This window comes from Ruania rhizosphaerae, from assembly GCF_009805705.1.
Taxonomy (GTDB): domain Bacteria; phylum Actinomycetota; class Actinomycetes; order Actinomycetales; family Beutenbergiaceae; genus Ruania; species Ruania rhizosphaerae.
In genome coordinates, this window is record NZ_VSMB01000004.1 from 245,972 (window position 1) to 258,485 (window position 12,514).

General features: G+C 66.3%; 11 protein-coding genes. 3 read left to right on the forward strand and 8 right to left on the reverse strand.

What is annotated here, in order from left to right; translation table 11 throughout:
- Window positions 1-22: 22 nt before the first annotated feature.
- Entirely contained in the window at window positions 23-1,732 is a 1,710-nt protein-coding gene (locus FV560_RS08500) for an alpha/beta hydrolase (protein ID WP_159621084.1), read from the reverse strand.
- The gene (locus FV560_RS08505) at window positions 1,732-2,025 is read right to left on the reverse strand and encodes a hypothetical protein (RefSeq protein WP_159621085.1); all 294 of its coding nucleotides are present in this window, start codon (window positions 2,023-2,025) and stop codon (window positions 1,732-1,734) included. Before FV560_RS08505 ends, FV560_RS08500 begins: the two co-directional genes overlap by 1 nt.
- A gap of 300 nt (window positions 2,026-2,325) precedes the next feature.
- Here FV560_RS08505 and FV560_RS08510 point away from each other — a divergent pair, with 300 nt between their 5' ends.
- Window positions 2,326-4,008, forward strand: coding sequence for a glycerol-3-phosphate dehydrogenase/oxidase (locus FV560_RS08510; protein WP_159621159.1), 1,683 nt, complete (start codon window positions 2,326-2,328; stop codon window positions 4,006-4,008).
- Between the two features lie 214 nt (window positions 4,009-4,222).
- On the opposite strand, the gene FV560_RS08515 is transcribed toward FV560_RS08510, so the two are convergent.
- Both FV560_RS08515 and FV560_RS08520 read right to left on the reverse strand, forming a co-directional pair.
- A complete protein-coding gene (locus FV560_RS08515; protein ID WP_159621086.1) occupies window positions 4,223-5,197 on the reverse strand; it encodes an Rpn family recombination-promoting nuclease/putative transposase in 975 nt (324 codons plus the stop codon).
- Window positions 5,198-5,389: 192 nt separating this feature from the next.
- On the reverse strand, window positions 5,390-6,682 hold the full coding sequence (locus FV560_RS08520) for an AGE family epimerase/isomerase (protein ID WP_159621087.1): 1,293 nt from the start codon (window positions 6,680-6,682) through the stop codon (window positions 5,390-5,392).
- A gap of 93 nt (window positions 6,683-6,775) precedes the next feature.
- On the opposite strand from FV560_RS08520, the gene FV560_RS08525 reads away from it, so the two are divergent.
- A complete protein-coding gene (locus FV560_RS08525; RefSeq protein WP_159621088.1) occupies window positions 6,776-7,780 on the forward strand; it encodes a hydroxyacid dehydrogenase in 1,005 nt (334 codons plus the stop codon).
- Between the two features lie 98 nt (window positions 7,781-7,878).
- Here FV560_RS08525 and FV560_RS08530 read toward each other — a convergent pair whose 3' ends face one another.
- From FV560_RS08530 to FV560_RS08540, 3 genes are all read right to left on the reverse strand, one after another.
- The gene (locus FV560_RS08530) at window positions 7,879-8,475 is read right to left on the reverse strand and encodes a hypothetical protein (RefSeq protein ID WP_159621089.1); all 597 of its coding nucleotides are present in this window, start codon (window positions 8,473-8,475) and stop codon (window positions 7,879-7,881) included.
- A 77-nt stretch (window positions 8,476-8,552) separates the two neighbouring features.
- Entirely contained in the window at window positions 8,553-8,792 is a 240-nt protein-coding gene (locus FV560_RS08535) for a hypothetical protein (protein WP_159621090.1), read from the reverse strand.
- Between the two features lie 71 nt (window positions 8,793-8,863).
- Window positions 8,864-10,435: a helix-turn-helix domain-containing protein gene (locus tag FV560_RS08540; RefSeq protein ID WP_159621091.1), complete on the reverse strand. Its 1,572-nt coding sequence runs from the start codon at window positions 10,433-10,435 to the stop codon at window positions 8,864-8,866.
- Between the two features lie 91 nt (window positions 10,436-10,526).
- Between FV560_RS08540 and FV560_RS08545 the strand changes: the two genes are divergently transcribed.
- On the forward strand, window positions 10,527-11,792 hold the full coding sequence (locus tag FV560_RS08545) for an NAD(P)/FAD-dependent oxidoreductase (protein ID WP_159621092.1): 1,266 nt from the start codon (window positions 10,527-10,529) through the stop codon (window positions 11,790-11,792).
- 59 nt (window positions 11,793-11,851) lie between these two features.
- Here FV560_RS08545 and FV560_RS08550 read toward each other — a convergent pair whose 3' ends face one another.
- Window positions 11,852-12,505 carry an SGNH/GDSL hydrolase family protein gene (locus FV560_RS08550; protein ID WP_159621093.1) on the reverse strand — a complete coding sequence of 218 codons (654 nt, stop codon included), beginning with the start codon at window positions 12,503-12,505 and terminating at the stop codon, window positions 11,852-11,854.
- Between the last annotated feature and the right edge of the window lie 9 nt (window positions 12,506-12,514).

The window sequence follows — 12,514 nt, forward strand, 5'->3', positions numbered from 1 at the left end:
ACTGGCAACTCACCTCGATGAGCTACGTTCCTGGCGTCCCCGTAGCGATGATGTGGGTGATGTTGTAGTAGGACTCGGTGCCCGGGACGAGGTAGCCCTGATCGTTCTGATCGAAGCCATCGGAGGCCCAGCTCGAGTCGTGGGTCGAGTGCCCGGGCGTCTCGGTCAGGTGCTCGCCGCCGATGTTCTCGCCATCGCTTTCGAACTCGACCGTGCCGGAGATGTCCTCTGGTCGGGTGGTGTGCGTTGAGACAAACCCAGGATCAGGAACAAACGGAACTTCCACGACGTACGGGATGATGTAAGGGCGAATGAGCGGGTCAACATATGGGGCGAACGGCACCGCGTCGCCGCTGCCCACCAACGCCCAGTTGTCCCCGTCGGCACGCGTGGCGAACACGTCGACGCCGCCGAGATTGTCAGCGATCGACTCATCGAAGCCGGCACTGCCGATCGTGATGAACTGATCCACGCCGAGATTATCGGGATCGCTACCGATCGCTGACGCCGCGGTGGTCGAGCCGTAGGAGTGCGCTACCACGCTCACGGATGCATCAGGTGCTTCGACATTGAGGCCATTGAGGAAGCTGGTGAAGCGGCTGGCACCATCGTCGGCACGCCCCATCCATGGTTCCTCGACCTCGCTCGGCGAGTCGTAGCCGAACCAGGCGATCGTGGCGACGTCCTCCATGCCGTGCTGGCCGGCGAGGTCGGAGTTGAAGTCCTGGGCGGTGCCACCCCATGTCGGCAGATCGGTCACGCTAGAGTTCATCCCGGGGACCAGCATGTTCACCTGGCTCGCGCCGGCGACGTCTCCGTAGGCGACGGCGGCCAGGGCCTGTTCCTCAGCCCGAGGCTGGAAGGAGATCAGGGACCCCGATTCGCCGTCGATGGGTGAGATGCCGAACCGCTCCAGTTGCCGGTCCTTGAGGACCGCCTGGGCGATCGCCACGAGCTCGGGGTCCTCGGGGTCGGTCGCCAGCGCGGCGAGCAGCGACCGCTCGTTCGCCTCGGCTCGCTGATCGTAGGGGATTCCCTCCAGGTTCCCCATGATCTCGGGGTACTCCCGCAGGAGAGCGGCTCGCTCTGCGTCGCTGAGCGCGTCCCACGCTTCGGCGACTTCGGCAGGGTCGCCGCCGACCACGTCGCGCAAGGTGACCGCGAGAGCGGGGTCCGAGCCCGGGATGATCGCCATGGTGACTGCGAAGGAGTCGAGCGCTTGCTCATAGCTCTCGTCCCAGGTGCCGAAGACCCGCTCGTAGTCCTCCCACAGCTCGGCCAACATCTGAGCGGCGGTAGCGCGTTCGGCGCGCGCCGCGTCCAACACCTCATCCGAGGCATCGGCAGCGGTCGTGGTCTCGTCATGGGCCGCTTCCGCCGCCTCGGCCGCGGCGTGGGCCTCACGCACCTCCTCGACCAGACGCCGGATCGGCGGGTCCGCGGCCTCGAAGGCCTCCCGGTAGTTCGACATCGCCAGCTTGAGCAGGGTGATGGTGTCGAGAACAGGTCCCATCACCTCGAGAAGCTCGACCGCGTCCGAACGCAGGGACTCAATCGCGTCACCTTTGCCATCGAGCGACGTCAGCGAAGAGACGAGCCCCTGCAGGTAGGACAGGTCGTCGTGGCGATCTCCTAGGACAGTCTCGATGTGACCCATCTCGTGCTCACTGCCATCGAGCGCTAGCAGTGGGAACCCCTCATGAGGTGAGACCAGCTCAACCTGCTCGGCCATCACATACCCCCGCTCTCACCCTGCGCCAGCTCAATGTCCAGGTCCGGGAACGCGTCGGCCACCGCCTGCAGCGAGTCACGCAGCGCACGAGCCTTCTCGCCCAGCTCGCGATCGCGCGCCGCCAGGTCCGCGAGCGCCTCCCCCGCCACGACGGCGAGCTGGCTGCGATTGGCCGGATAGCCGATGCCGTTCCCGTGCAGATCTTCCAGTTCAGGGTGCGTGGAGAGATACAGACCAACCTCCGCCGACCGGTACCCGATCGACACCGAATCGATCTCGACACTCTCTGCCATTGCCACTCCCACCCCATCGGCCCGCTCGGTCCTGGAGCAACGCTAGCCACATGCGACCGCGCAGGACCATGGGGAACGGTCCCCATCCGCAGCGCGCAGGCTCGACCGGCCGTAGGGTCGGGGCAGGGGATGCGATCGTGCGCCCCACCTTCGATGTCTTGCACGTTCGTGTGATGTGTTTGCACGTCAGTGCGTGCACACGGGAGGATCGAACCACCAGGCCAGACCTCGGACCTCACAGGAGATGTTGTGACACGTTCAGCGTTGACGAAGCACAGCCGCGCTGCCGCACTCGACGCCATGACCAGCGGCGAACCGCTGGACGTCCTGGTCGTCGGCGGTGGCATCACCGGAGCGGGCGTCGTGCTCGACTCCGTTACCCGTGGCCTGAGCACAGGCATCGTCGAGATGCAGGACTGGGCCGGGGGGACGTCGTCATGGTCCTCCAAGCTCGTGCACGGTGGGGTGCGCTACCTCTACAACCTCGACTTCAAACTGGTGGCCGAGGGGCTGCGCGAGCGGGGGCTACTGCTGACCAAGACCGCCCCGCACCTGGTGAAGGCGCAACCGTTCCTGTGGCCGTTGAAGACGCCGGTGATCGAGCGCGCCTACAGCGCTCTGGGCATCGGCCTGTATGACGCGATGGCCGTGATCGGGCACCGCGGCATGGCCGTGCCGGTACAGAAGCACTACTCCCGCGCTGGGGTGGAGCAACTCTTCCCCGACGTACGCAGCGACCAGCTCGTCGGCGGTATCCGCTTCTACGACGCGCGGGTGGACGACGCCCGGCTCGTGATGACGCTCGTGCGCACTGCGCAGTCCTTCGGAGCCCACGCCGCCTCCCGCACCCAGGTCGTCGACTACCTCAAGGAGGACGGCCGCGTGGTCGGTGCCGAGGTCGTGGACCTGGAAACCGGCACCCGCCGCGCGATCCGTGCCAAGCGGGTCATCAACGCCACCGGCGTATGGACCGAGGACACCGAGGCACTGGGCGGCAACGAGGGCGGCCTGCAGGTGCTCGCCTCCAAGGGCGCGCACGTGGTGATCCCGAAGGAGCGCATCAAGGGCGACGTCGGGCTGTTCCTGCGCACCGAGAAGTCCGTGCTGTTCATCATCCCGTGGCAGCGGTACTGGATCATCGGCACGACCGACACCCCGTGGGATGAGGAGCGCCTGCACCCGGTAGCCACCCGGGCGGATATCGACTACATCCTCGACCACGCCAACGCGGTGCTCTCCTCGAACCTCAGCTTCGACGACGTCATTGGTGTGTATGCGGGCCTGCGGCCGCTGGTACAGCCCGGTACCAAGGACGGCGGCACGGCCTCCACGAAGGTCTCTCGCGACCACACGGTGGTCGAGTCCGCGCCCGGACTCACGGTGATCTCCGGCGGCAAGCTCACCTCCTACCGGCTCATGGCCGAGCACGCGGTGGACCACGCCCTCGGTGAGGAGGCGCGGAAGAAGCCGTCGGTCACCCCAGAGACCCCGCTGATCGGTGCGCCCCGGTTGGAGGCGATCACGCGGCAAGCGCCACAGATCGCCGCAAAGTATGGCTGGGACAAGGCCCGAATGCAGCACCTACTCGGCCGCTACGGCTCCGACCTGGACACGTTGCTGGCACTCGTCGATGACGACCCCGAACTCGGCAAGCCGCTCGACTCCGCCCCGGCGTACCTGCGAGCTGAGGCCGTGATGGCGGTCGAGTACGAGGGTGCACTGCACCTGGAGGACATCCTGATGCGTCGCATCCGGCTGTTCTTCGAGCAGCGCGACCGGGGCGTGAGCGCGTTGGAGGAGCTGGCGCAGATCGTCGGCCCCCGGCTCGGGTGGGACGAGCAGACGGTGCGCCGCGAGGTGAGCGCGTATGCCGAGATGGCCGCCGCCGAGGAGGCTGCGCTGGGCACGATGACCGACGCCGAGGCCGAAGCAGCCAGGCTTGCCGTGGCTGATCTGGTGCCGCTCGCCGACCTCGAGAGCTGATATTGCACGTCGATTTGGCGCCTGCGCAGAGGAGCTGACCAACCAGATCGACGTCGGATTCGAGCTACCCGAGATTGCACGTCGATTTGGCGGTTCCAACGTGCGAGCTTAGCCGCCAGATCGACGTGCAATTCCTGGGTCGTCGAAGCGTGAGGGACGCACACGTCAGACGTGTGGCGGTCGGTCGACGCTCGCGCAGATGCCTACGACCAGGTCAGCGGAGGACGTCGTCAATGCTGGTGGCGTCGGTGAAGCGGTCGACCCAGGCGTCGAGTTGGTCGGGTGTCGCCGCGTGGATGCGGGCGGACTGCTCGGGGGTAAGGGCACCGAACTGAGCAGCCAGCACACGGGTGAGCATGCCTGCTGCGCCCTCCGCGCGCCCCTTGGCGACGCCCTGTGCCACGCCTCGTTCAAGTGTGGTGGACATGTAGGCCTCCTGTGCATCGGGTCCAAGATCGTGGAAGAACGTCTGCAGCTCTTCCGGGTCGGTGTCGCTGACCTGGTAGGCGTACTCCATGATAATCGCGAACATCTCATCGGCCCGAGCTGGGAGAACTAACTCCAGCACGTCCGGGGTGAACTGCGCCAGCACCTGTGCCAGGTGCTGCTGATTGGGTGCGAACCTCAGCATCGCCAACGCCAACCGTGCCGCCGGAGTCAGCGGTGCTGCCAGCAACGCCTCCACCTCCACTCCCGTCAAGTCCTGCAACACGAACTGATGCCGGGGCAGAAACTCGCCGAGCGCCTGCTCGGCGTCAACGTCGTACAGCGCCTCCAGCCTGGTGGGGGCATTCCATCGGCGCCGTCCCTGATAGACGACCACCGGCAGCACCGCCGGCAAGGTTCGCTCACGGGGATGCTGGGCGCGGTACCGGTCACAGATCCGCGTGACGTACTCCAGCACGCGCAACGCCATCCACCGATCGGAGCTGGCCTGGCGCTCCACGAGCACATACACCAGCGCCGGCTTCCCGTTCAGGCGGGTACTGAACAGCAGGTCCGTGTGCCGATGGCGCATCTCCGCATCGACGAAGCTCCCCGGCTCGGGACGTAGGCCTCCCAGGTCCAACCGATCGGCAATCTCCGCAGGCAGCACCGAGGCCAGCACCGACGCCGCATTCGCCGGCACACCCACCACCGCGCGGAACATCGCGTCATGCGGGTTCAGGTGATCATTTCTGCTCGCCATCCGTGCACCGTAGAAGCGACCACCCCCACCCTGCCGGCGTCACCCCAGGGGTTGTGGACACCCGGTCATCGGGGCCACGTCTCACCCCAGACCCCACGCCATCCACAGAATCCCTCGTCGATGTGGCTGGACAGGCGACCAGCCACATCGACGAGGGATTTCTGATGTGGGGCGATGCCCTGGCCTCAGTCCTCAGCGGCCGGCGCGCGCGGCTGCGATCTCGACCAGTTGCATCAGGTTGCGCGTGATGTGGAACGGATCCTTCACCGGCAGTGCGACCACCTCATCGCGCGGCGACCCGTCCCGGTTGCGGATCTGCACCCATTCCTCACCGTCCGTCCCGCCGGGGAACGTGTTCAGGGTGTAGTGCCAGATCCGGTCGAACCACGCAGCGACCTCCGGGCGGTCGTGCCGCCAGGCCGCCGTGGCGGCGACGGCGGCCGCTTCGGTGTGCACCCACCACAACTTGGTGTCCCAGGTGGTCTGCACCAGACGTTCATAGTCGCTCGCCCCGGCCACACCGGCGGGCGGGCCGCCGGCCTCGTCGACGTATCGGAACAACCCGCCGTACTCAGCATCCCACCCGAGTTCGCACAGGGGGGCGATGCTCGCCAGGGCGGTCTCCCGATGTGTCGCATCGCCGAGCAGATCCATCGCCTCGAGGGCGATCCACATCGCTTCCAGCGCGTGGCCCGGTACGCGATGCGTGGCGACCAGGCCCGCACCGGACGGGCCAGCCGAACTCTCGCCGGGGTCGCCAGAGCGAGCCCTCCCCAACGGAGGCATCTCCCGGAAGCCGTGGTCGCCGTCGTGAAATGACATCACTGCATCGAGTTCGGAGGCGAGCGCCTCCTGACGCGAGATCGGCATCTGTAGACTCCGCTCAGCCTCACTCAGGACGAGGAGCGCATTCAGGAGGATCAGGTGGGGCCCGAAGGCTCGGTGCCCCTCCGGAATCGTGTACGGCGGTGTGGGCGCAACCCGCTGGTGGATGTCCTCCCGGGCGCGGTCGACGATAAAGCGTGCCGGTTCCAGCCACCGCTGCGGCCCACCCTGCCGCGCGATCTCCGCGAATCCCATCGCCACGAACAGATCGGCATAGACGCTCCTCACGGGGTGGCCTCCTGCTTCGACGGATCCGTCGCGCACGAGAGCGAACGAGCAGGTGCCGTCGGGGCGAAGGGCGTACTCCGCGAGGAAGTCGGCGCCGCGTGTGGCGCACGCCATCAACGCGTCGGCGTCGAAGCCCTCGACCGGACGCAGCAGTCCAGCGCGGGTCAGGGAAGCAGCCCGCGCCAGCATCCACACGAATCGACCCTGCGACCAGGTGAACTTGTCGCCGGAGACCTGCGTGCGGCCGCGGTTGTCGAAACACGTGTGAAAGCCCCCGTACTCGTGGTCGATCCCATGCGTCAGCCAGAACGGCAGCACCACCTGCTCCAGCTGATCACGTGCATCGACGGCGGCGCTCTCGAGGGTCTTCATGCTGCACGATCGTAGGTGATTCACTTCCGTCGTTGCAACCGATTGCAGATATGTGCGATAGTCATGCAGACCGACTTCGAGAACAGGAGCATCATGACCGCCCGCATCTTCGTCGCGATCACCACGGACCAGTTCGACCGCCTCTACGACGAGCAGACCCAGGCGAAGCTCCACGGCCTCGGGGAGGTCGTCTTCGGTATGGAAACCGACGGGAAGGTGGCCGTCCCCGCGGACATCGGCGACGAGTTCGATGTGCTGCTCACCTCGTGGAGCACCGAGCGATTCGATCCAGCCATCCTGGCAGGTTCGCGCCTTCACCTGGCGGTGCACAGCGCCGGATCGGTGCGCAACCTGTTCCCCGCGGAGTGCCTGGGCGGCCAGCTTCGCCTGGCACAGGGTGGCGCCGACGCGATGGCGCTGCCGGTGGCCGAGATGGCGCTCACCATGACGCTTGCCCATCTGCGCAATCTCGTGTGGCACGACCGCGCCTTTCAGCGCACCCGCGACTGGCGCGAGGGTGGCCAGGGCACGCTGGGCCAGAGCATCGCCGCACAGCACATCGGCATCGTCTCCCTCAGCCGCGTCGGCCGGCACTACGCCTCGATGGTCCAGGGGCTCGGCGCCACCTCCGTGCGCGCCTACGACCCGTACTGCTCGACCGACGACGCACGCCAGCTCGGCGTCGAGCTGTGCGACCTGGAAGAGCTGTGCGCAACGAGCGACGTTCTCTCGATCCATGCTCCCGTCACGGCCAAGACGGCCGGAATGCTCGGCGCCGAACAGCTCGCCCTACTCCCGGACGGTGCGATCGTCATCAACACCGCGCGGGCCCAGGTGACCGACGAGGAGGCGCTACTCGCCGAAGTGAAGGCTGGTCGCCTCAAGGTGGGCCTCGACGTGTTCACCACCGAACCGCTCCCCTCGGACAGCCCGTTCTTCGGCTTGGACAATGCGATCCTGACCCCGCACGTCGCCGGCGGCACCGTGCAGGCCCGGTTCGCCCAAGGCGCGACCGTCGTCAGCGAGGTTGAGAGTTTCCTGCGGGAGGGCACCCTCCGCGCTGAGGTGACATCCGAGAACTACGATCGGCTCGGCTGAGCACAATTCATCGAGAGTGCTAGAATCAGAATCTGCCTCGCCTCGTTGGGGATGAGGAAGAAGGGGCCGAGACCCCCGGGGTATACCGGGACTCGGCCCTAACGCTTGTCCAGGGCGATCTCACTCTCAGTGATCCTGGGCTCCAGAAGGCCGTAGGGGCGGCTGTCGAGACCACGCCTGTGCAGACCGATGGCTCCCGCAACTACATCGGGGAACCAGAGCATCGGTTCTTCACGGGGTAGCGCGAAGTCCAGCATCATCGCAGGAGGCATGACGCGTCGAGTGCGCAATGCGTCGACCAGCCGTCGATCTCGCCTGTTCAACGAATCCGTCCGGCTTTCTACCCACACCTGGGCAACTTCGTGGCCAGCAAGCTCAAAGACCAAGCGCTCCATACACAACCGCCGCGCGCGTTCCTGGCGGCGCGGATCAACCGACACCCCAACGACGACGGCGTGGAAGACGCCCACATCAGCCAACCTCTCGCAGATGCGGAGCCGGTGCGAACCGCCCGCGTCCTTCCAATGAAGCTTCGCGTCCGGGACGGTGCGCAGCGTTCGCAAGAGGTCTCGAATCTCATCACAAACGCTCGGATCTGCAACCGTGGCCGCCAGCACATAGATCCCCTCGCGCAACTGACCCTGAGCCATGTGCATCGACTCGTCCACCCACGCGTGGAAAGACGAGACGACCATCGCGCGATCCTCTCAAGGCCGACCCGCCGATCGTTTGAGCCTGTGGATAAGTCGCTACTCCGCAAAGACTCGCTCCCTTACGGGATCAAGAGCCGCCCACTCCTGGATTCCAGGTTCCAGAGCTCGAGTGCACGCAGGAACGTACGAGCCAGCTCCATCCACTCCGGCAGAGTGCGCCGCACCCGACGGCGGGTGCCGACTCGCACCTTCAGAGGGTTGAACTGTCCGAGCCTCAGCAGATCGAACACGGATTCACGGCGCAGGAACCCGCCCGGCCCTGCGAAGGCGACGGCGACCGTCGGCTCAGTGAAGGGCATCGTGGGCACCTCACGGTGTCGAGCGGAACTACAACCCGGACCTGAGCCGAATCAGCGAAGCGAGCCTCGCGTCAGCCACGGGGAGAATGAATGGCTTCGATCTGCAGTTGCAGCACGAGTCGCTGCTGTGGATCGTCGAGGACGAGGGTGACCAGGCGGTGGAGCCGACTCATGCGGTAGCGCAGGGTGTTCGGGTGAATCATTAGTGATCGAGCTGCCCGGCCCGGTTCGCCGTAGTACTTCAGCCACGCGCCGAGTGTCGGCACATACGAGGTGCCGTTGTCGGCATCGTGGTCGAGCAAGACTCGCAGTGGGCTACCTGGGGCCATCAGGTCCACAGTGGTGAGGACTCGGCCGAGGACGATCGCATCCCATTCGTCTTCCACAGCTACTGCGGGGCTCTCAACCAAGCCCGCCTGTCGGACCTCGAGGGCCTCAGCCCCCTCCGCCCGCGAGCGTGGCAGCTCTGGCACCATCGCGAGCGTTCCAGCCGCTGCCGACCATCCGAGAGCCTCTGAACTGGCAAGGTCGCGCACCAGCGCGCCCAACCATGCCCAGGTTCCGGGCTCGGTCGAACCGGAGTTGTCGTCGGTGACCACGGCAAAGACGGTGCCATCCAGGTCGGCCACGACTGCCTGGCGCCATCCATGCCGTCGTAGGGTCGTGGCCCACATCTGCGCATGCTCGTCGACGCCCCGGCTGTACGGTGCACGAAGCGCCACGACCCGCCAGGGCCCGCGCCCGGGCAGCAGACGTGCGATAGGACGCTCGGGGGCGTACTCCCGCAAGGTGGCGCGGATCAGTTCCTTGACCTGACTTCGGGCGATATCGGCGCCGGCATTCATTCGCAACAGGTGCAGCGCGAGGATCGAGGTGGCACGACGCAGTTCAGCCGTGGTGCTCTCATCGACCGATCGCTCGACCATGGCCCAGATCGATCCGAGCCACTGGCCGCCGGCCCAGACCGGTACAACGAGCCGTGGAAGTGTCCCATCTGGGCAGTCTCGAACGACGAACGCTTCGTCTGAGCGCGCTAGCCGCCGAAAGACTCCGCGTGCCCTGAAGTGGGCTGTCACCTCTTCGGGGACCCGGCGACCGACAATGGTCGCCACGCGTGCTGGGTCTGTCTGCGCTTGACCTGATGAGTAGGCCAGGATCCGTGATCGGTTGTCCTCAAAGGTGACCGGTCCGCCGACGATCGCGGCCACAGTATCGGCCAGGGCGAACAGGTCGTAGCCTCTCTCCGGCGCAGGATCGCCGTCGACGGAGCCAGAGTGCGGAACGGCAGGATCAACGAGTCCACGTAGCAGCCAGACCAGGTGCGCCCACGCGATCTCCTCCCCGAGAGAAAGTAGCGGAATCCCCACCTGCTGCGCGGTCTCGATGACTCGCTGCTCGTCTGCCACTCCCGATCGGAGGATGACCCCCGACGCGCTCCTCTGCGCACAACGCCGGACGAGGCGCTCGGCGTGGTCGACATCGTGAGCCGCGACCCCCAGCACCAGGTCTCCTGGCCCGTTGGGATCAGTGTCATCTGGTTCGGCGATGACCACATCGCGCACCTCCGTGACATTTGCCTCACCGGCAATCACCTGCAGGAGAGGCGAGCCCAAGGAGGCCGCAATGTCAGAAGCTGAACTCATCGAGTCATTGTGCGCCGAGCACAATGCTCTGCGCGAACTTTGCACGGCAGCGTCCATGACGACCGGTCCGGCCACACTCCACACTCGTGACATGAGGACGACCCGTTCGACGCACAGTCCGCCCCGCAGTGTCGCGATCGTCGGCGCCGGAATGACCGGACTCGCCACCGCGTGGTTCCTTCAGGAGCGAGACGTGGCGGTCACCGTCATCGACCGCGACGGGATCGCTGCCGGTGCAAGCTGGGGTAACGCAGGATGGCTCACGCCGGGCCTGGCCGCACCACTGCCAGACCCGGCCGTCCTCCGATATGGGATACGCGCGGTGCTCGACCCTTCATCACCCGTCTATCTACCGTTGCCCATAGGCCCCAGACTTCTGCAGTTCCTGACCAAGTTCGCGTGCAACAGCACCGCCGCTCGATGGCGTCGCTCGATGGCTGCACTGGTTCCGATCAACAACCGCGCACTCTCGGCGTTCGACCACCTCGCCGAAGGGGGAGTCAACGCGCACACCCAGTCGGCCAACCCGTTCCTGGCTGCCTTTCGCGCCGAGTCCGAGCGCACACACCTCGTGAAAGAACTCAACCACGTTCGGGCAGCCGGACTGGATGTCCACTTCGACCTCCTGAACCGAGAAGAGGTTCACGCCATGGAACCCCTGCTCGGGGACGAGGTCGGAGCAGCAATCAGGCTTCGCGACCAACGCTTCATCAACCCCGGAGCCTTCGCCGCAGAGCTTGCCGCTGCCGTTGAGCGCCGAGGCGGAACGTTCCAACTTGGCACCGAGGTGGCGGCCGTAGAGAACACACAGAACGCGGCCGTCACCCGGACGGACACCAACGACACCGAGGCATTCGATGCCGTCGTCCTCGCCAACGGCGCCTGGCTCGACCGGCTCGCACAACCGCACGGAGTCAGGATGCCCGTACAAGCCGGACGTGGCTACAGCTTCAGTGTGCCAACGCACCATCTGCCCAGCGGGCCCTTGTACTTTCCGAACCAACGCGTCGCCTGCACGCCACTCGGAGACAAGCTGCGTATCGCCGGGATGATGGAGTTCCGATCCCCCGATGCCCCACTCGATCCACGCCGAATCACGGCCATCGTCAACAGCGTCCGCCCCCTCCTCAATGTCGGCGACCCCGCCGACCGAGTAGAGGACTGGGTCGGCTCACGGCCCTGTACCCACGACGGACTTCCGCTCATCGGTAGAACACGATCACCTCGCGTGTACGTCACCGGAGGTCACGGCATGTGGGGCATCACCCTCGGGCCCGCCACCGGAGAACTCCTCGCAGATCTCATCACCACCGGAGAAGCACCCAGCGAACTAGCGGCATTCGACCCGCTCCGCTGACACGTGATCAGCAGGCTTGAGCCTGTGGACAGGCCGTCAATTCGCGAAACCTCGCTCCCTCACGGGATCATGAGCCGCCCACTCCTGGATTCCGGGTCCCAGATCCCCAGCGCACGCATCACCGTGCGAGCCATCGCGCGATGCCCGTAGGCATTCGGGTGGCACCCGTGCCCGAGCCAGTGGAACCAGGAGCCTTCCTCGGCCTGCTGCCACTCGGCATAGTGGTCCACGAGCACGGCCGACGTGTCGGCTGCCACGGCCCGCACCTCCTCGACGTAGGCGGGCAGATGGTCCACCACGTGCGCCGGCGCCGTCGGCAACGTCCCGTTCGGGGTCATCACCACCACGACGGCGTCCGTTGTCTCCCGGATACGCCGGATGACCTCCCGGTAGACCCGACCGAACGCCTGAACCCCGTCGGCGCCTCCCCTGGTGTCATTCAGACCGAAGCCGATCACGACGGCGTCCGGTGCGAACCGTAGGCACAGCGCCTCCAGCTCTGGCTCGAGGTCGGTGATCTGCCATCCCGAGACGGCCGTATTGATCACCGCGTCCCGCGAACGTCCCTGCTCCCGCAACCGTTCTTCGACCAGTTCCGAGAACCCGCGGCTCCCCCAGGTGTGCCAGCTGGCCGCCGTCACACTGTCACCCAGGAAGGTCCACACCCGCGGGTCCGGCGAGTCGAGAACCTCACGCAGTGCCGGATTCGCCACTGCCTGGGG

Bases quoted from the DNA above. Each gene is read 5' to 3' on its own strand.
- FV560_RS08525 (WP_159621088.1), top strand. From the start codon at position 6,776: ATGACCGCCCGCATCTTCGTCGCGATCACCACGGACCAGTTCGACCGC.
- FV560_RS08530 (WP_159621089.1), bottom strand. From the start codon at position 8,475: ATGGTCGTCTCGTCTTTCCACGCGTGGGTGGACGAGTCGATGCACATG.
- FV560_RS08505 (WP_159621085.1), bottom strand. From the start codon at position 2,025: ATGGCAGAGAGTGTCGAGATCGATTCGGTGTCGATCGGGTACCGGTCG.
- FV560_RS08520 (WP_159621087.1), bottom strand. From the start codon at position 6,682: ATGAAGACCCTCGAGAGCGCCGCCGTCGATGCACGTGATCAGCTGGAG.
- FV560_RS08510 (WP_159621159.1), top strand. From the start codon at position 2,326: ATGACCAGCGGCGAACCGCTGGACGTCCTGGTCGTCGGCGGTGGCATC.
- FV560_RS08545 (WP_159621092.1), top strand. From the start codon at position 10,527: ATGAGGACGACCCGTTCGACGCACAGTCCGCCCCGCAGTGTCGCGATC.
- FV560_RS08515 (WP_159621086.1), bottom strand. From the start codon at position 5,197: ATGGCGAGCAGAAATGATCACCTGAACCCGCATGACGCGATGTTCCGC.
- FV560_RS08535 (WP_159621090.1), bottom strand. From the start codon at position 8,792: ATGCCCTTCACTGAGCCGACGGTCGCCGTCGCCTTCGCAGGGCCGGGC.
- FV560_RS08540 (WP_159621091.1), bottom strand. From the start codon at position 10,435: ATGAGTTCAGCTTCTGACATTGCGGCCTCCTTGGGCTCGCCTCTCCTG.
- FV560_RS08500 (WP_159621084.1), bottom strand. From the start codon at position 1,732: ATGGCCGAGCAGGTTGAGCTGGTCTCACCTCATGAGGGGTTCCCACTG.